This window comes from Pantoea sp. MBD-2R (genome assembly GCF_039134845.1).
In the GTDB taxonomy this organism is placed as follows: Bacteria; Pseudomonadota; Gammaproteobacteria; order Enterobacterales; family Enterobacteriaceae; genus Erwinia.
In genome coordinates, this window is record NZ_CP152417.1 from 4,601,995 (window position 1) to 4,620,449 (window position 18,455).

The following is an 18,455-nucleotide window of genomic DNA, read 5'->3' on the forward strand; positions in this document are numbered from 1 at the left end:
TCAGGCTCCGTATTATTCCTGCCGGTATGTTACGCAGCCGCTCCGACTGACGCAAAGAGATTTGCCGGTTAAGACGACACGTTACCGATTCGCTGTAGCGCTATCTTTTTTATTTTTCTAAGATACCCTCATTAGAGGAAGAGGGTAAATCCTTGTAGATTAGGCCGCGAAGCAAAACAGAACGAATTGGGTTCGGCAAAGGAACTGCCTGAAAAGATAAAAAAAGGTTTTCTACTTATGTGAATGCAAGCGAGGAACGGACTCTCGCCACATAATTGTTCTTTGCTTAAGGGTGAAAAATTGTCCAGGCGCATATTGATGATCATTGATGGTCTACCCGGTGGTGGCGCAGAAAAAGTCGTGCTGACGCTGTCGCGCGGGTTAATTGAGCGCGGCCACCGCGTATCGCTGTTTTCCCTTCGGGCCATATGTGATTACACGATCCCCGAAGGGATTGATTATCAGGTGATTCAAGACCAGTGCAAATCTCCCTGGAGAAAGCTAACCGAACTGCGGCGACGTGCCGCTCAACTTGATAAAGCCATAGTTAAAGCAGAGTCGCAGGATGATCCTTTTGATTTAATCGTTTCTCATCTGCATAAGACCGATCGCATTGTCAGCCGCTGCCGCTGTTTACAGCCGGATAAAACCTGGTTTTGTTTGCATGGCGTTTTTTCAGCCTCCTACCTTGCCCATCGCAAGGGTTTCTCCTTGTGGCAAAAAAAAGTCAAAACACACCGCGTTTATCAGAACCGAAACGTCCTTGGTGTGTCCCAGTACGTGGTTGATGATTTGAAACGGGCTTTTAATGTGCAGCCAAAGCAGGAGCGGATTGTTTTTAATCCCTTTGACTTTGACGCTATCCACCAGCAGTCACTCGAACCTTGCAAGATGGCAGGTGAGGATTACCTGATCCACGTTGGGCGCTTTCACAAAACCAAACGCCATGACCGTTTGTTACGTGCCTATGCAAAATCCGGGGTGAGTGCGCCGCTGGTACTTATTGGTCAGGGTAGCAGCGAAGCCACGGCGGCGGTCAGGCAGCTGGCCGTCGAGCTGGGAATTGAAGAGCGGGTTATTTTTAAAGGATTTATCAGTAATCCTTATCCGTGGATACGCCATGCAAAGCTGCTGGTGGTGAGCTCTGACAGCGAAGGATTTGGTAACGTCATTGTTGAAGCATTGATTTGCCAGACGCCGGTAGTCAGCACAAGCTGCCCTGGCGGACCCGTTTCAATTCTAACGGGCGATCTGGCTCGGGGGCTGGCAGCGTTAAATGATGAGTCGCTCGCCGCAACGATACGGGAAATTTATCTGAACCCGCCTGATGTTTCACAACTTCAGCTGGAAGCCTATAGCGTAGAAACCATATGCCAAAAATATTTGGAACTCAGCGCGCATTAAGGCACTGCACAGGCATATCACTGCGTAAGTTCAGGATAAACTAGCGCCTTTCAAAAATTGCCCGATTCAGATTCAGGTAAGTGTGTTTTTACTATTTAAGGTTTCAGCCCATGATAACGCTCATAACCCAGAACGGATATCAAAGCACGGTGCAGCATCCAGCCTTGCCCGTAGTGCCAACTGGTATACCGACGTCTTTGCTCAGGGAGAAAAGAGCTTGAATTACGTGCTGTTATTTTTACTTCTGCTGCCTGTAAAACTGCTGCTGAAACTGGGTCATAAAAAGCCAAAACGCAATCTGGTTATTCAGACGGCTAAGATCGGTGATTTTATCAACATCACGCCGTTACTTAGTCATCTTGAGCGCAGCGACGCGCTCCTTAGTCGTACCGTTGCGCCGCTGGCGCAGCATGATGCGACTCTGGACGAAATTTTCTATGTAGAAGATTTCAAAACCAGCACGTTCAGCAAGCTGAAACTGGCGTTCAAACTGATGAACCGTTATGAAAACGTCTACCTTCTGCACCCCAATAATATCAACCTGTTTTATGCAGCCTGCTGCAATGCCGACAACAAACAGTTCCTGTCGATGTATCGCAGAAAATGGTATCAGGGCATTTTCTATCTCACCGCGAGCGGTACGGTAGAGCATGAAAAAACCTCACTGACGCTGGAAAACTATCTCAAGCTGGCAGATCGTTCCCTTACTAAAGAGAGCTACCCTAAACATGCCACGCTGCCACTGTTCAAGCCGGACGATACGCCGCCAGAGGTTTTCCGCACCGATAAAATTAAAATCGGCCTGAGCATCTCCGCTGGCAATCAGGCGAAAACCATCCCGCCGGAAATTTGGAAGAAGTTTTTCGATCGCCTGAGCACGCTGCCCTGTCTGTTTTATGTTTTTGGTGCGCCGAATGAACTTACCCGCCTGAATGAGCTCAATAAAGTCGTTGGTGAGCGTGATAATATCGTTAACCTGATTGGTAAAGTCTCGCTGGAAGGACTGCCTTATGCTCTCAGCCAGATGGATTTTTACGTGGCGTCCGACTCCGGCAATGTGTACATCGCGGATTCACAAAATGTGCCGGTGATCCTGATTTATGGCCCTTGTTGCGTGGAAGAACAGCGTCCTTTAGGCGATGTCTTGCTGATCGGCCCTAACCATATTGCACCCTCGTCTTTTGTGTTCCATGCCCTGTATAAATTCAACCATCCTGTTGAACAACTTTTTGAGCTTGATCAGCGTAAGCTGGATGATATTTACGATTTTATTTGCGCGCGTACGCCGCAGTTTGCTGAGAAGAAGACCCTATCCTGAGTATGAAGCCGCATGATAAAACCTCAGCGCCTCAGCTGAGCATCATTGTTCCAATGTATAACGCCGGGAAGAGTTTCAAGGCATTCATTGAGTCAGCACTGGCGCAAACGCTCCAGTCAATTGAGATTATTATCGTTAACGACGGTTCTACCGATGAATCGGCGCTGATGGCTCACCGCTATGCCGATCAATATGAGCACGTGCAGGTCATCGATCAGCAGAACGGCGGCGTATCCCGTGCACGTAACGCTGGCCTGGCGGTTGCGCGTGGCAAGTACGTGACCTTTCCGGATGCGGACGATACGCTTAACCCGGAGATGTACAGCACGCTTATCGCGATGGCGGAAAAAGACGATCTTGATGTCGCACAGTGTAATGCTGAGCGCGTTTTTTGGGGATCTGGTAAGGCCAAAACGCTTATTCCAACCGACCGCCTGCAGTCGACTTCAGTGCTTAGCGGTGCAGAGTGGCTGAGCAAAGCGCTGGCCACCAATCGCTATCTTCACGTGGTCTGGCTGGGCATTTATCGCCGATCGCTGATCGCCGAGCTGAACCTGCTGTTTGAACCAGGTCTGCATCATCAGGACATTCCCTGGACAACGGAACTGATGTTAAACGCCCAGCGTGTACGCTATACCGACGAGGTGATGTATTGCTATTACGTTCACGACCAGTCAATCAGTAATCAAAAGCGCACGGGCCAGGCAAACGTTGCCTATCAGCGCCACTACCTGAAAATAGCCCGCATGCTGGATGAAATTAACCAGCGTTATCGGCACAAAGTAAAAATCGGCTCCGCGCTGTATCGTCAGGTCACGAAAGAAGCGTTAACGGTCTGCCACTCCATTCGTCGTGAGCCGGATGAAGCAGCGCGACAGGCAATGATCGCCGATCTGATTGCCAGCAAAACGCCAGGCCGAATGTTGCGCAATGCTCGCGGCCTTCGTCAGTGGTACCAACTGCTGCTCTGGCTGAGCCGCATTTATCGCTGGCGTAAGCAGTAATGTTGCAGTGCTGCGGCTTTTCCCTGCCAGGGGTTTCCCTTACAATCGGTCCACTTCACTTTGAGATGCAATGAGTATGGCTACTCCTCAATCGATGATCTCGTTTACGCCGCTGAATATCTTGCTGATTAAGCTACGCCATCATGGTGACATGCTGCTTACCACCCCGGTCATTGAGGCGCTCCGCCAGCAGTATCCGCAGGCGAATATCGACGTGCTGCTCTATAAAGAGACGCGCCCGATGCTGCAAGCCCATCCGTCAATCCGTCACATTCATTTTATCGATCGTAACTGGAAAAAAGAGGGAAGCTGGCAGCACATTCGGCATGAGGTCGCGTTAGTGCGGGCCATTCGCCAGCAGCACTATGATTTGGTGATTAATCTTGCCGATCAGTGGCGTAGCGCAATCATTACCGGTCTCTCGGGTGCGAAAGTCCGTATCGGATTCGATTACCATAAACGGCGCAATAAGCTGTGGGAATATGCCCACACGCATCGGGTGTCGACAGAAAATCACGCCCAGCTGCATACCGTTGAGCAAAATCTTTCCGCGCTCCAGCCGCTAAATATCCCTTTTAGCGGATTTCCAGCGGCTATGCACTACAGCGCCGCCGACTGGGAACATACTCAGGCCGCACTGGCCCAGCGTCAGCCTTCGCCCAGACCCTATATTGTGATTCAGCCGACCTCACGCTGGATATTTAAATGCTGGGAAGATGAGAAGGTTGCCGGGCTGATTACTGCGCTGGCATCGGATCAGAGGGATATCGTCCTGACTGCCGCACCCGACAAAAAAGAGCTGGCGATGATTGACCATATCCGCTCTCTTTGCCCGGAACAGCGGGTTATCTCGTTGGCGGGCAAGCTAACGCTGCCGCAGCTGGCTGCCCTGATCGATCACGCACGCTTGTTTATCGGCGTAGATTCAGCGCCAATGCATATGGCCGCCGCGCTGGATACTCACTGCATCGCCCTGTTCGGGCCAACGAAGCTGAAGCAGTGGCGTCCGTGGGGGGAGAATAACCAGGTGATTTGGGCTGGCGACTATGCTCCGCTTCCCGCACCGGACAGTATTGATACAAAAACTGAAACCCGTTATCTCTCGGCAATCCCGCTGGAAGAGGTGATCAAAGCCGCAAGGAAATCTCTGGATGAGTAAAGTTCGACTGGCAATAGTACGGCAGAAATATCGTCCAGATGGCGGCGCAGAGCGCTTTATTTCCCGTGCGCTGGAAGCGCTGGAAGATGGCAGTCTCGAACTGAATATTATCACGCGCAGCTGGCAGGGCGAACCTAAGCCAGACTGGCACCTGCATATCTGCAACCCGAAAAAGTGGGGCCGAATCTCACGCGAACGTGGCTTTGCACAAGCGGCCCGTGCCTGCTGGCAACGGGAGGAATTCGATATAGTGCAAAGCCATGAACGCATTGCAGGCTGTGATATTTTCCGTGCGGGCGACGGCGTGCATCGCGTATGGCTTGAGCAACGGGCACGTATCGTTTCGCCGCTGCAACGTATGCTGACCGGCCTGAGCGCCTATCACCGCTATGTTATGGCGGCAGAAGAGGAGATGTTCCGTTCGCCGTCGCTCAAGAAAATTATCTGCAACTCTGTGATGGTCAAAAACGACATCATCCGCTGTTTTCAGGTGCCGGAAGAGAAATTTGCGGTCATCTATAACGCTATCGATTGCCAGCGGTTTGAGCCAGCCACACCTGCCGAGCGCCAGCAATCACGCGCGCAGCTGAACCTTCCTGCCGAGACCAAGGTTTTTATCTATATTGGCTCGGGCTTTGAGCGCAAAGGCTTGCACGCCAGTATTACCGCGCTGGCCGCGACCGATGCCCATCTAATCGTCGTTGGGCAGGATAAACAGCAGTCACGCTATGTCAGCCTGGCACGCAGCCTGGGCTGTGAAACACGGGTTCATTTTGTGGGCGTACAGCATAACGTCATTCCTTATTATCATGCGGCTGACGGCCTGATGCTGCCGACGCTTTACGATCCTTTTCCTAATGTCATTCTGGAAGCGATGGCCTGCGGGTTGCCAGTCATTACCAGTTTTACCTGCGGTGGTGCCGAGTTTATCGTGGAAGGTGAACAGGGATTCGTTTGCGATGCGCTTGATGTCGCCGCCCTTACGGCAGCAGCACAAGCCATCCCGTTGAGAACTGTGGATGCGCGAATGGGCGATGCAGCGCGTCAACGCGTGCTACCCTGTTCGCCACAGCGGCTGGCAGACCAACTCCATGCGCTGTATCAACACGTGTTGCAGCAGCCCTGAGAAGAAGGTGTGAGCGGCAACGACTTATCTGCTAACATGCGGTAATATTTCTCTTTTCCAGCATTTTCTGGCGCGAGTTTCTCCGTACTTCGTAAACACTGTGATGACAACAATTTATACCGCCCTGCTGTACCTTATTCAGCCTCTCATCTGGCTTCGGCTCTGGCTGCGAGGCAGAAAAGCCCCTGCCTACCGTAAGCGGTGGGCGGAGCGCTACGGTTTTTGTAAAGGCAAAGTTAAGCCGGACGGTATTCTGCTGCATTCCGTTTCGGTAGGAGAAACGCTGGCGGCCGTGCCGTTGGTGCGGGCGCTACGTCATCGCTATCCCTCGATGCCCATCACCGTAACCACGATGACGCCGACAGGATCTGAACGGGCCGCCTCAGCTTTCGGCAAAGACGTTGACCACGTTTATCTGCCTTACGATTTACCAGGCTCCATGAATCGCTTTCTCAACAACGTGAATCCGCGGCTGGTTATCATCATGGAAACCGAGCTGTGGCCGAATATGATCGCCCAGCTGCACGCTCGCAACATCCCTCTGGTCATTGCCAATGCCCGTCTGTCGGAACGATCCGCGAAAGGTTACGGCAAGCTCGGCAAATTTATGCGCCGCCTGCTGCAACAAATTACGCTGATCGCAGCGCAAAATGCCGAAGATGGTGAACGTTTTATCACGCTTGGCCTGAAGCGATCTCAACTGACCGTGACCGGCAGCCTGAAATTTGATATTTCGGTAACGCCTGAGCTGGCCGCTCGCGCCATTACGCTGCGCCGCCAGTGGGCGCCACGCCGCCAGGTCTGGATTGCAACCAGTACTCATGAAGGTGAAGAGAGCGTGATTCTGGAAGCGCACCGTAAGCTGCTGGAACGTTTCCCGACGCTGCTGCTCATTCTGGTGCCGCGTCACCCGGAACGCTTTGCTACCGCCCGTGAAATGACGCAGAAAGCCGGCTTCAGCTACACCCTGCGCAGCAGCGGTGAAATCCCGTCAGGCGACACGCAGGTGGTGATTGGCGATACCATGGGCGAACTGATGCTGCTTTACGGCATTGCCGATTTGGCCTTCGTGGGTGGCAGCCTGGTTGAACGAGGCGGACATAACCCTCTGGAGGCGGCAGCACATGCCATTCCGGTCTTAATGGGGCCGCATATCTTCAACTTTAAAGATATCTGCGCCAAATTACAGCAGGCCGATGGCCTGATTACCGTCACCGATGCCGCTTCGCTGGATAAAGAAATTGGTACGCTGCTGACGGATGAAGACTACCGGCTCTACTACGGCCGCCATGCCGTTGAAGTGCTTCATCAGAATCAGGGCGCGTTGCAGCGTCTGCTACAGTTACTCGAACCTTATCTGCCACAGCGGAATCACTAAATGTCTTTAAGGCCTCTTTCCGTCGTACTCATTGCTAAAAACGCAGCTGAACTACTGCCGGAATGCCTGGAGTCTGTCAGTTGGGCGGATGAGATCGTCCTGCTGGACTCCGGGAGCAGCGACGGAACACCGCAAATCGCCGCCCGACACGGCGCGAAAGTTTTTCATTCCACCGAATGGCACGGCTACGGCAAACAGCGACAGCTGGCCCAACGCTATGCCACGCACCCGATGATATTGATGATCGATACCGACGAGCGGGTGACGCCACAGCTGAAGCAGGCTATCGAGCATGTTTTGCAGCAGCCCGCCTCAAACACGGTCTACAGCATCGGGCGCCGTAATCTGTTTCTTGGGCGTTTTATGCGGCACAGCGGCTGGTATCCGGATCGCGTTGTCCGTCTGTACCCTGCCGACTTCAGCTATAACGATCATCAGGTTCATGAATCACTTGAAACCCAGAACGCACCCGTTGTGGCGCTAAAGGGCGACCTCCTTCATCTGACCTGCCGTGATTTTTCCGCTTTTCAGTGGAAGCAGTTCGCCTATGCGGAAGCCTGGGCAAAGCAGCGCTATCATCAGGGCAAACGTTGCAGCATTCTGTCAGTGTTTACCCACACGCTTGGCGCCTTCTGTAAGACGTTGATACTGCGTGCCGGTTTTCTGGATGGAAAGCAGGGCTGGCTACTGGCCGTGGTCAACGCGCAGTATACTTTTAATAAGTACACGGCGCTCTGGGCGCTAAATCACTCTTCTCACGCTTCCAGCAAGGGCGGCTTATGAGCACGAAAGCGATCTATCCCGGCACCTTCGACCCGATGACCAATGGTCATCTTGATATCGTTACCCGCGCTGCGCTGATGTTCGACCACATCGTGTTAGCTATCGCTGCCAGTCCGAGCAAGAAGCCGCTTTTTTCACTGGAAGAGCGCGTGGGGCTGGCACAGCAGGTGGTGGCACATTTGCCGAATGTAGAAGTGGTGGGCTTCAGTGATTTGATGGCGAATTTTGCCCGCGGTCAGCAGGCAAACGTGCTGGTGCGTGGCCTGCGAGCAGTTTCTGATTTTGAATATGAGATGCAGCTGGCGCAGATGAACCGCCATCTGCTCTCAAGCCTCGAAAGCGTGTTTATGATGCCCTCTGAAGAGTATTCCTTCATCTCTTCAACGCTGGTCAAGGAAGTCGCGCGCCATAACGGCGACGTCAGCGCCTTCCTGCCTGAGCCGGTCTATACGGCGCTTTTGACAAAGCTGGCGCTGCCGAACGGATAGTCGCTCAGCCTTACTTCTGACAGACCGGGCAAAAGAAAGTGCTACGCTGAGCGTGTTTGGCGCTCATGATTGGCGTGGCGCAAACGCGGCAAGGTTCGCCAGCACGACCATAAACCTGGAGTTCCTGCGCAAAGTAGCCTGGCTTGCCGTCCGATTGTAAAAAATCCCGCAGCGTTGTGCCGCCCTGCTCAATCGACCGCAAAAGCACAGCTTTGATGGTAGCAACCAGCAGCTCCGCCTCTTCCTTTGTCAGCGCCATTGCCGGTCGATCGGGATGGATCCCGGCCGCAAACAGCGACTCGCTGGCGTAAATATTCCCCACGCCTACCACCAGCTTGTTATCCATCAGCCACGGCTTAACGGGCGTACGCTTGCCGCGCGATTTTTCAAACAGATAATCGGCGCTGAACGCTTCGCTCAGCGGCTCCGGGCCGAGATGAGCCAGAACGTTACTGGCAGCCAGATCGGTGCTCCACAGCCACGCTCCGAAGCGTCGCGGGTCGGTATAGCGCAGGACTTTGCCGTTGCTCATCACCAGATCGACGTGGTCATGCTTAGCGGGGGGTAAATCTTCCGGTAACACTCTCAGGCTGCCGGACATGCCAAGGTGGATAATTATCCAGCCGGCAGGCAGCTCCAGCAGCAGATATTTCGCCCGACGCTGTACGCTGAGTACGGGCTGATCGCTGAGGCTGTGAATTTCATGAGAGACCGGCCAGCGCAGGCGGCCATTGCGAACAATCGCATGCAGAATAGTGGCGCCAACAAGATGCGGCTCAATACCGCGTCGACTGGTTTCAACCTCTGGTAGTTCCGGCATTGATGACCTCCTGCTGATAAACTTTTCGTTTCCCACAAAAGAAAAAACCCCGCCGAAGCGAGGTTTTTCATCCACTAAATTCAATTACTTGATTTTAGCTTCTTTATAGATCACGTGCTGGCGGACAACAGGATCGAATTTCTTCAGTTCCAGTTTTTCCGGCTTAGTACGCTTGTTCTTCGTGGTGGTATAGAAGTGACCTGTACCAGCAGAAGAAACCAGCTTGATCTTCTCACGAATACCTTTAGCCATGTTTCAGTTCCTTACCTTAGTACTTCTCACCGCGGGTACGCAGATCGGACAGAACCGTCTCAATACCCTTTTTATCAATTACGCGCATGCCTTTGGCAGATACGCGCAGTGTAACGAAGCGCTTTTCGCTCTCAACCCAGAAACGGTGAGAGTGCAGGTTCGGCAGGAAACGGCGTTTCGTCGCGTTCATTGCGTGGGAACGGTTGTTACCCGTCACCGGGCGCTTTCCAGTTACCTGGCAGACTCGTGACATGTCAATTCTCCAAAAATCAAATAAGCTCGAGCTTTAAAAATAAGGTCTTGGCCGCCTCGTCAGGCTCTTAGCCCATCCAGGCGAGTTCTATGTGAACCCGCTGAGCAGGCCCAAATGCCAAACCCGAGATTCTCAAAGGTGGCGTAGTATACGCCCTGCAAGGCCGGTGCTCAAGTCCCGAACAGATAAAGATCCCTGTGGATCGTGCAAAATTGCTCCATTTGAACCGAAATCTGACGCCGACAAGGGGTGAAAAAGCGCAATTTGCCTCCTGGCCGCCCGCTAAATCCAGCCCAGTTCCGCAAAAGACGTATATTCTCCCCGCCCTACCACTATATGGTCAAGTACGCGAATGCTTAACAGCTGGCAGGCTTCGATAACGTGTTGAGTTACATCGCGATCGGCCACGCTGGGCGCGGATAACCCTGAGGGATGATTATGTGCAAGCACCAGAGCCGCAGCGTTATGTTTCAGCGCTTCACGTACGATTTCGCGTGGGTGAACTTCTACGCTGGCGATGGTGCCGGAAAACATTTCGCTGCAATGAATCACCTGGTGCTGATTATTGAAAAAGATCACCATAAAAATCTCGCGCTCGCGGTGTGCAAGCTTGCTGGACAGGAAATTCACCATATCAACCGGGCTTTGCATCACCTGTTTTTCAATCTTCTCATTGCAGGTAAAGAAGCGCCGTCCCAGCTCCGCAATCGCATTCAGCTGCGCATATTTAGCGATTCCCACGCCCTTAATCTGTTTGAACGCCTGCTCTCCGGCGCTCATCAAGCGGTAAAGCGAACCAAATTCATCAAGCAGCTGCTGCGCCAGCGTCATGACATGCACCCCGTTCGCGCCGGTTCGCAGAAAAATCGCCAGTAATTCTGTATCCGTCAGCGCCCCCGCCCCGCTCTGCATAAGTTTTTCACGCGGTGGCTGTGTTACCCATTGCTTTTCCATTTGCATCCCTCCTTCCTCAATCGACAAAAGCATGGCATTATATACAGTAGTTTTCCATGCATTTTTCGCGACTCTTCGTGAAGCGTCACAAAGGCATTACCGTGCCTGAAGGCGAAGACAGAGAGTGTGATAAAATGGCAGGATTCCGACGCACACGTCGCGTCAATCTGACTCAATGGGCGGATCAACATGGCAGGATTAACCGGTAAACACATTGTTCTGGGCGTCAGTGGCGGTATTGCCGCTTATAAAGCGCCTGAACTGGTCAGGCGCCTTCGCGATCGTGGCGCGGAAGTGCGGGTCGTTATGACCGACGCGGCAAAAGCGTTTATTACTCCGCTCAGCCTGCAGGCGGTTTCTGGCTATCCGGTCTCTGACGATCTGCTTGACCCCGCAGCCGAGGCGGCAATGGGCCACATCGAGCTGGGAAAATGGGCCGATTTAGTGATTCTGGCACCGGCGACGGCCGATCTTATCGCCCGCGTAACCGCAGGGATGGCAAACGATCTGGTCACCACGATTTGCCTTGCTACAGCCGCCCCCATCGCGGTGGTGCCCGCCATGAACCAGCAAATGTATCGGGCGCTGCCGACGCAGCATAATCTTCAGATGCTGGCTTCACGCGGCGTGATGATTTGGGGACCTGACAGCGGAAGTCAGGCCTGTGGCGACATTGGCCCTGGCAGAATGTTAGATCCACTGGCAATTGTAGATGAAGCCGTAAACTGGGCGCTGCCGGCTAAAGATTTACAGCACCTTAAAATCATGATTACCGCTGGCCCAACGCGCGAAGCGCTCGATCCGGTAAGGTTCATTAGCAATCACAGCTCGGGTAAGATGGGCTTCGCCATCGCGGCGGCAGCAGCTAAACGTGGTGCTGATGTGACGCTCGTTGCTGGCCCTGTTGCCTTAGAAACGCCACCAGGTGTTAAGCGAATCGATGTGCTGACCGCTTTAGAAATGGAACAGTCAGTTATGGCAGAGGCGGCTAATCAGCATATTTTCATTGCTACCGCAGCCGTTGCAGATTACCGCGCGGCCGAAGTCGCAGCGGAAAAAATCAAGAAACAAGGGGATGTCTTCACCCTGAGCATGGTGAAAAATCCTGACATTGTCGCTGGCGTAGGGGCGATGCAGCAAAGCCGGCCTTTTGTGGTGGGATTTGCAGCAGAAACCCAGAATGTGGAAGAATACGCCCGACAAAAAAGGGTACGGAAAAATCTTGATCTAATCTGTGCCAACGATGTATCTAAGGCCGGGCAAGGCTTTAACAGCGACAACAATGCCCTGCATCTTTTTTGGCAGGAAGGAGAGAAAGTCTTACCGCTCAGCGATAAGCAACTCCTTGGCCAACATTTACTAGACGAGATAGTCAGCCGTTATGATGAAAAAAATCGACGTTAAGATTTTAGACCCGCGCGTGGGTACGACTTTTCCACTACCCGCTTATGCCACCTCTGGTTCGGCGGGTCTTGACCTGCGTGCATGTCTGGATGAAGCCATCCAGCTCGCGCCTGGTGCCACTACGCTGGTGCCGACCGGACTGGCTATTCACATCGGCGATCCGCAGCTGGCGGCGGTCATCCTGCCTCGCTCGGGCTTAGGTCATAAACATGGCGTGGTGCTGGGTAATCTGGTTGGCCTGATTGATTCAGACTATCAGGGGCAGCTGATGGTTTCCGTCTGGAACCGCAGCCAGGACGCGTTCAGCATTGAACCCGGCGAGCGCATTGCCCAGATGGTATTTGTGCCGGTTGTGCAGGCTGAATTCAATCTGGTAAACGATTTTGATACCAGCGATCGCGGTGAAGGTGGATTCGGCCATTCTGGTCGCCAGTAGCCACCAGCCCGGCACGCCGAAGCAGTTAATTAATCCTTAATTCCGCCGTGAGCCTGCGCTCACGGACGTTGCGTGGGCGCTTGCCCGTACACGGTGATATTTCAGGGGTCTTTCAGGACATGGCAGAAAAAAAGAGTGCGAAACGGAATCGTCGCGAAGAAATACTGCAGGCGCTGGCGCAAATGCTGGAATCGAGTGACGGCAGCCAGCGGATTACAACCGCTAAGCTTGCGGCGAATGTTGGCGTTTCTGAAGCCGCGCTTTACCGGCATTTTCCCAGCAAGACTCGAATGTTCGACAGCCTGATCGAGTTTATTGAAGACAGCCTGATTACGCGCATCAATCTGATTTTGAAAGACGAAAAAGAGACGCAGCCGCGTCTGCGTTTGATTATTCAATTGTTGCTGGGCTTTGGTGAGCGTAATCCGGGTTTAACGCGTATTCTGACCGGCCACGCGCTGATGTTTGAACAGGATCGTTTGCAGGGACGGATCAATCAGCTGTTTGAACGCATAGAAGTCCAGCTACGCCAGGTGCTGCGTGAGCAAAAGATGCGTGATGGCGAAGGTTTTAAAACGGATGAGGCGCTGCTGGCCAGTCAGCTTCTGGCTTTTTGTGAGGGCTTGCTGTCGCGCTTTGTCCGCTCAGGATTCCGCTACCGCCCTACGGTAGAATTCGAGACGCGCTGGCCATTAATGGCATCCCAGCTGGTGTAGCCGGGAAAGCAAGCGGGCCACAACGGCTGGCCCGCATCGGATTCAGATACCGTACTCTCTGCGATAGGCACGAACCGCGGCAAGGTGGTCAGCCAGTTCGGGCTTTTCTTCGAGATAAGTAATGAGCTCATTCAGCGTAATGATTGCGATCACTTTACAGCCGTAATCACGCTCCACTTCCTGAATTGCTGACTCCTTCCCACGTCCGCGTTCCTGCCGATCGAGGGAGATAAGCACGCCTGCCAGCGTAGCCTGATTCGCCGCGATGATTTCCATCGATTCACGAATAGCCGTCCCGGCAGTAATCACATCATCTACCAGCATAATGCGTCCCTGAAGCGGACTGCCGACCAGCGTACCGCCTTCGCCGTGGTCTTTTGCCTCTTTGCGATTAAAGCAGTAAGGCACATCGCGGTCATGATGATCGGCCAGCGCGACGGCAGTGGTAGTCGCAATTGGAATGCCTTTGTAGGCCGGGCCAAAAACCAGATCGAAATCGATGCCGGAATCAACCAGCGCCTGAGCATAAAAACGGCCCAGAAGCGCCAGATCGCGACCAGTATTAAACAGGCCGGCATTAAAGAAATAAGGGCTTTTACGCCCTGATTTCAGCGTAAACTCACCAAACTTCAGCACCTGCTTGTTGATGGCGAACTCGATAAATTGGCGCTGCCAGGCTTTCATGTCTCAATCCTCAATCAGTTATAAAAAAGGCGGCTCGCCTGGAAAATCAGTCTTGTAGCGCTGCTTTCTGTGCCTGAATCAGGGTATCGATGCCGCCTCTTGCCAGCGACAACAGCGTCAGTAGCTCATCATGAGTGAAGGGCTCACCTTCTGCCGTGCCCTGCACTTCAATCATGCGGCCATCTTCGGTCATCACCACATTCATATCGGTCTCTGCGGCAGAATCTTCGACATATTCTAAATCGCAAAGCGCTTCGCCTTTCACGATCCCAACGGAAACAGCCGCAACCATGCCTTTCATCGGATTCGCTTTCAGCTTACCGATAGAGACCAGGTGGTTAAGCGCATCGGCCAGCGCCACGCAGGCACCGGTGATAGAAGCGGTACGGGTACCGCCATCCGCCTGGAGAACATCGCAATCCAGCGTAATAGTGAACTCACCTAACGCCTTTAAATCCAGTGCAGCACGCAAAGAGCGAGCAATCAGGCGCTGGATTTCCAGTGTACGACCGCCTTGTTTACCTTTAGCGGCTTCACGCGCGTTACGGCTGTGGGTGGCACGCGGCAACATACCGTATTCAGCCGTTACCCAGCCCTGTCCCTGACCTTTCAGGAAACGAGGCACACCTTCTTCAATGGTGGCAGTACACAGAACTTTAGTTTCACCGAATTCAACCAGAACTGAACCTTCTGCGTGTTTGGTGTAATGGCGGGTCAGTGTGACGGGACGCACCTGTTGTGCGCTACGGCCTGCTGGACGCATGGTTTCTCTCCGGCTTACGAATCATGTTTGGCTGCGCATTATACGGATTTCACTGCCGAATGCCTATGACAGCCGCCGCTTCTTATGCACGCCGGTACTTAACCCGGAACAAAATAACAAGATATCGCAAGGTTGAATGAAACAGGACAGAAAATATGGCTAAATGCAGCCTTCTTCCTTCTGTTGGACAGTGCTGATATGCCTGAGATACTTCATTTTATTCTGGCCGTTGCGGCTATTTTTTTGCTGGCGCTGCTGTTTAGTCATGACCGCAAAAAAATCCGCCCGCGCGTAATTTTTCAACTGCTTGTTATCGAAGGGGCACTGGCCTGGTTCTTTTTGCATGCCGCCAGCGGCCTCACGCTGGTTGCGGCAGTGTCCGACTTTTTCACCACCCTGCTAAAATTTGCCGCCAACGGTTCTGATTTTGTTTTTGGCGGGATGAGCAGTCAGGGGCTGGCGTTTATTTTCCTTGGCGTGCTGTGCCCAATTATTTTTATCTCTGCGCTTATTGGCATTTTGCAGCATCTCCGCATTTTACCCGTGCTGATCCGGGTAGTGGGTACCGTGCTCTCTAAAGTGAATGGCATGGGCAAGCTGGAGTCTTTTAATGCTGTGAGTACGCTGATCTTAGGGCAGTCAGAAAACTTCATTGCCTATAAAGGCATTCTGGCTGATATCTCTCCGCGCCGACTTTATTCGATGGCTGCCGCCGCGATGTCGACCGTTTCTCTCTCCATCGTGGGCGCTTATATGTCGATGATCGAGCCGCGTTATGTTGTTGCCGCGCTGGTGCTCAATATGTTCAGCACGTTTATTGTTCTGTCGATTATCAATCCGATTCCGCCAGGCGATGAGCCGGAAATCGTTCTTGAAAAGCTGCACGAAGATCAGAGCTTTTTTGAAATGCTGGGTGAATACATTCTTGCCGGTTTTAAGGTAGCCATGATCATCCTGGCGATGCTGATTGGTTTTATTGCCTTAATTTCTGCCGTAAACGCGCTGTTTTCGACGATTTTTGGCATCAGTTTTCAACAGGTGCTGGGCTATGTCTTCTGGCCATTCGCCTGGCTGATTGGCATTCCAGCGGCCGATGCCTTACAGGCAGCAAGCATCATGGCGACTAAGCTGGTCGCTAATGAGTTTGTGGCAATGATTGAGCTGAAAAAAGTGGCCGCAGGACTTTCCCCGCGCGGTTTGGGGATACTGTCCGTCTTTTTAGTTTCTTTTGCCAATTTCGCTTCAATCGGCATTGTAGCGGGTGCGATCAAAGGCCTGAACGAGCAACAGGGCAACGTTGTGTCACGTTATGGACTGAAACTTGTCTATGGCTCCACGCTGGTCAGCCTGCTTTCCGCCGCTTTTGCCGGGTTAGTGCTCTAACTCGCAGAAGGGATATGCTACCGGAACAGGCAGAGGCGATCGTGCCTGTTCCGGCTGGAGTTCCACATCGGGCGCGAGCGGTTCTTAGCGCTATTTAAGCATCAAAATGCTACGCAGACTGGCTCATCCACCCGCATAACTGACTCCTGCTGGAACTGTTGTTTATAACCGGTCCGTAATGCCTCAATATCCTTTTCGTTTTGCAGCGTATCCGGATGAATAAGCAGCAACGCCTTACTCTGTTCGCGCGCCACTTTGCCATCCTCACCCAGCCACTGACCATTTGCAGCAAAAACCGTTAAGCCGGCTTTAAAACGCGGCGTCACTTGCTTATCCATAAAAGATTGCCACTCGGTCGAGGAAATATCAGCGCCATGCGGCCTGCTCAGGCCAAAGTACAGTGTCGTCTGTGTCATCACATCGCCTGTTTTACAGTGAGTAGGCGTCAGATGCGCAGGTGTGTTACAACCAGCCAGCGTAAAAGCACAGAGAGCAATCATTAGAGACGTGGTTTTCATTAGCTTCCTTTCGATCCAGTTATTAAATGCTACGCATTTGCAGGCTAAAGCTTAATCCCCTGCTGATAAAAATTCACAGGTAACGGCTGATTTACAGCACTTTGAGCGAATGCCTGTTAAGCCAACGCCCGCGCCGCTATAATCCCCTTATCTTACTTCTAAAACGAGTACGCAAAATGATCCGCAGCATGACCGCCTACGCACGGCGTGAAACGAAAGGCGAATGGGGCAGCGCAGCCTGGGAGCTTCGTTCCGTCAACCAGCGTTACTTAGAAACCTATATCCGTCTTCCCGAGCAGTTTCGTGGCCTTGAGCCGGTAATCCGTGAACGTATTCGTAACCGCCTGACGCGCGGAAAAATCGAATGTAACCTTCGCTTTGAGGCTGACCCGAGCGCGCAGAGTTCGCTGGTGCTGAACGAGAAGCTGGCTATCCAGCTGGTTGAAGCGGCGAAATGGGTAAAAATGCAGAGTGATGAAGGGGAAATCAACCCGGTCGATATTCTGCGTTGGCCCGGCGTTATGTCGGCAGAAGAACAGGATCTGGATGCTATTTCTGCCGAGCTGCTAAAAGCGCTGGACGTGGCTCTGGATGACTTTATCACCTCGCGTGAAACCGAAGGCGCAGCGTTGAAATCACTGATTGAGCAGCGCCTGGAAGGCGTCAGCACCGAAGTCACCAAAGTGCGCGCGCAAATGCCCGACGTGCTGAAATGGCAACGCGAGCGCCTGGTTACCAAGCTGGAAGAAGCTCAGGTGCAGCTGGACGGTAATCGCGTGGAGCAGGAACTGATCATGATGGCTCAGCGTGTTGATGTGGCGGAAGAGTTAGATCGCCTCGAGGCACACGTTAAGGAAACCTATAACATCCTGAAGAAGAAAGAGGCCGTTGGCCGTCGCCTCGACTTCATGATGCAGGAGTTTAACCGTGAGTCGAATACGCTGGCGTCGAAGTCGATCAATGCTGAAGTCACTACCTCAGCCATTGAGCTGAAAGTATTGATTGAGCAGATGCGCGAACAGATCCAGAATATTGAGTAAGTTCGTGTCTCTTTAACGTACGGAATTTACGTCTGATAAAACCCGCGATTTGCGGGTTTTATTGTTTTGTCATTCACATCAAAGCCCCAGGTCGACAAGCCCAGCTATCAGCGTGAATGATATGACCATCCAGATAATGCCATGTTATTTTTTCATAGCGAAACTCAACAATCTCCATGTGATTAAATCTTTCTTTACTAATGTCTTTTATATCCAGCATTACTGGCATTATATTTACTACCCTCGGGTTCTCAAGCACAACGTTAAAATACTCCTCCTCCTGACCAGAATAATTAATTCGATAAAATCTTAGCTCTGCCGATTTTAATTTTTTCCCGGTAGCTAACGCTTTATAGAGGTATGCAGATGAAGAGTCTATTTCCTTTTCAATCATATATGCTATATGCTGACGTGCTCCATTCGCTCTGCCGCTGGAATCATTGGTAGGGAAACTAATGAGATGATGTAAGCCTAACACTTCAATACTGTTTTCCCTGCCAGCTATATCGACAGAACCTTTTATTACGCTGCCACCATCATCTTTTAAGAACAGATAAACAGGGATCGCCATT

General features: G+C 52.4%; 21 protein-coding genes. 13 read left to right on the top strand and 8 right to left on the bottom strand.

The features are described from left to right. The first annotated feature begins 318 nt into the window (after positions 1-318). The 8 genes from AAGQ96_RS21200 (at position 319) to coaD (ending at position 8,660) form a co-directional block, all read left to right on the top strand. Entirely contained in the window at positions 319-1,404 is a 1,086-nt protein-coding gene (locus tag AAGQ96_RS21200) for a glycosyltransferase (RefSeq protein ID WP_147200364.1), read from the top strand. 217 nt (positions 1,405-1,621) lie between these two features. After that, positions 1,622-2,722, top strand: coding sequence for a glycosyltransferase family 9 protein (locus tag AAGQ96_RS21205; RefSeq protein WP_147200365.1), 1,101 nt, complete (start codon positions 1,622-1,624; stop codon positions 2,720-2,722). Positions 2,723-2,775: 53 nt separating this feature from the next. Further along, the gene (locus AAGQ96_RS21210; RefSeq protein WP_254446372.1) at positions 2,776-3,726 is read left to right on the top strand and encodes a glycosyltransferase; all 951 of its coding nucleotides are present in this window, start codon (positions 2,776-2,778) and stop codon (positions 3,724-3,726) included. A gap of 70 nt (positions 3,727-3,796) precedes the next feature. Beyond that, positions 3,797-4,885 carry a putative lipopolysaccharide heptosyltransferase III gene (gene rfaQ / locus AAGQ96_RS21215; protein ID WP_342754491.1) on the top strand — a complete coding sequence of 363 codons (1,089 nt, stop codon included), beginning with the start codon at positions 3,797-3,799 and terminating at the stop codon, positions 4,883-4,885. Further along, positions 4,878-6,011, top strand: coding sequence for a glycosyltransferase family 4 protein (locus AAGQ96_RS21220; protein WP_342754492.1), 1,134 nt, complete (start codon positions 4,878-4,880; stop codon positions 6,009-6,011). Before rfaQ ends, AAGQ96_RS21220 begins: the two co-directional genes overlap by 8 nt. Before the next feature lie 103 nt (positions 6,012-6,114). Beyond that, a complete protein-coding gene (gene waaA / locus AAGQ96_RS21225) occupies positions 6,115-7,389 on the top strand; it encodes a lipid IV(A) 3-deoxy-D-manno-octulosonic acid transferase (protein ID WP_147200369.1) in 1,275 nt (424 codons plus the stop codon). Continuing rightward, positions 7,390-8,172, top strand: coding sequence for a glycosyltransferase family 2 protein (locus AAGQ96_RS21230; RefSeq protein WP_342754493.1), 783 nt, complete (start codon positions 7,390-7,392; stop codon positions 8,170-8,172). Next, positions 8,169-8,660 carry a pantetheine-phosphate adenylyltransferase gene (gene coaD / locus AAGQ96_RS21235; protein ID WP_342754494.1) on the top strand — a complete coding sequence of 164 codons (492 nt, stop codon included), beginning with the start codon at positions 8,169-8,171 and terminating at the stop codon, positions 8,658-8,660. Before AAGQ96_RS21230 ends, coaD begins: the two co-directional genes overlap by 4 nt. A 10-nt stretch (positions 8,661-8,670) precedes the next feature. Here coaD and mutM read toward each other — a convergent pair whose 3' ends face one another. The 4 genes from mutM to radC all read right to left on the bottom strand — a co-directional run bounded on the left by mutM (position 8,671) and on the right by radC (position 10,939). Continuing rightward, positions 8,671-9,480: a bifunctional DNA-formamidopyrimidine glycosylase/DNA-(apurinic or apyrimidinic site) lyase gene (gene mutM / locus AAGQ96_RS21240; protein WP_342754495.1), complete on the bottom strand. Its 810-nt coding sequence runs from the start codon at positions 9,478-9,480 to the stop codon at positions 8,671-8,673. Positions 9,481-9,564: 84 nt separating this feature from the next. Next, complete coding sequence (rpmG, locus tag AAGQ96_RS21245) at positions 9,565-9,732, bottom strand: 50S ribosomal protein L33 (RefSeq protein ID WP_001051798.1); 168 nt, start codon at positions 9,730-9,732, stop codon at positions 9,565-9,567. A gap of 16 nt (positions 9,733-9,748) precedes the next feature. Beyond that, entirely contained in the window at positions 9,749-9,985 is a 237-nt protein-coding gene (gene rpmB / locus AAGQ96_RS21250; protein WP_147200373.1) for a 50S ribosomal protein L28, read from the bottom strand. 282 nt (positions 9,986-10,267) lie between these two features. Next, positions 10,268-10,939, bottom strand: coding sequence for a DNA repair protein RadC (radC, locus tag AAGQ96_RS21255; protein WP_147200374.1), 672 nt, complete (start codon positions 10,937-10,939; stop codon positions 10,268-10,270). Positions 10,940-11,128: 189 nt separating this feature from the next. Between radC and coaBC the strand changes: the two genes are divergently transcribed. The 3 genes from coaBC to slmA all read left to right on the top strand — a co-directional run bounded on the left by coaBC (position 11,129) and on the right by slmA (position 13,495). Continuing rightward, positions 11,129-12,343, top strand: coding sequence for a bifunctional phosphopantothenoylcysteine decarboxylase/phosphopantothenate--cysteine ligase CoaBC (gene coaBC, locus AAGQ96_RS21260; protein ID WP_342754496.1), 1,215 nt, complete (start codon positions 11,129-11,131; stop codon positions 12,341-12,343). Continuing rightward, positions 12,321-12,779, top strand: a complete 459-nt coding sequence (gene dut / locus AAGQ96_RS21265) for a dUTP diphosphatase (protein ID WP_168199660.1) — start codon at positions 12,321-12,323, stop codon at positions 12,777-12,779. The genes coaBC and dut overlap by 23 nt, the downstream gene beginning before the upstream one ends. A 119-nt stretch (positions 12,780-12,898) precedes the next feature. Then, positions 12,899-13,495 carry a nucleoid occlusion factor SlmA gene (gene slmA, locus AAGQ96_RS21270; RefSeq protein WP_147200376.1) on the top strand — a complete coding sequence of 199 codons (597 nt, stop codon included), beginning with the start codon at positions 12,899-12,901 and terminating at the stop codon, positions 13,493-13,495. A gap of 42 nt (positions 13,496-13,537) precedes the next feature. Here the strand turns inward: slmA and pyrE are convergent, their stop codons facing one another. Next, positions 13,538-14,179, bottom strand: a complete 642-nt coding sequence (gene pyrE, locus AAGQ96_RS21275; protein ID WP_342754497.1) for an orotate phosphoribosyltransferase — start codon at positions 14,177-14,179, stop codon at positions 13,538-13,540. Positions 14,180-14,225: 46 nt separating this feature from the next. Then, on the bottom strand, positions 14,226-14,942 hold the full coding sequence (rph, locus tag AAGQ96_RS21280) for a ribonuclease PH (RefSeq protein WP_147200378.1): 717 nt from the start codon (positions 14,940-14,942) through the stop codon (positions 14,226-14,228). Positions 14,943-15,140: 198 nt separating this feature from the next. Here rph and AAGQ96_RS21285 point away from each other — a divergent pair, with 198 nt between their 5' ends. Further along, a complete protein-coding gene (locus AAGQ96_RS21285) occupies positions 15,141-16,325 on the top strand; it encodes a nucleoside transporter C-terminal domain-containing protein (RefSeq protein WP_147200379.1) in 1,185 nt (394 codons plus the stop codon). A gap of 101 nt (positions 16,326-16,426) precedes the next feature. Here AAGQ96_RS21285 and AAGQ96_RS21290 read toward each other — a convergent pair whose 3' ends face one another. Further along, the gene (locus tag AAGQ96_RS21290; protein WP_342754498.1) at positions 16,427-16,843 is read right to left on the bottom strand and encodes a DUF3574 domain-containing protein; all 417 of its coding nucleotides are present in this window, start codon (positions 16,841-16,843) and stop codon (positions 16,427-16,429) included. Between the two features lie 176 nt (positions 16,844-17,019). Between AAGQ96_RS21290 and AAGQ96_RS21295 the strand changes: the two genes are divergently transcribed. After that, positions 17,020-17,883: a YicC/YloC family endoribonuclease gene (locus tag AAGQ96_RS21295; RefSeq protein WP_147200381.1), complete on the top strand. Its 864-nt coding sequence runs from the start codon at positions 17,020-17,022 to the stop codon at positions 17,881-17,883. Between the two features lie 73 nt (positions 17,884-17,956). On the opposite strand, the gene tssD is transcribed toward AAGQ96_RS21295, so the two are convergent. Then, positions 17,957-18,454, bottom strand: a complete 498-nt coding sequence (gene tssD, locus AAGQ96_RS21300; protein WP_342754499.1) for a type VI secretion system tube protein TssD — start codon at positions 18,452-18,454, stop codon at positions 17,957-17,959. Position 18,455 lies beyond the last annotated feature (1 nt).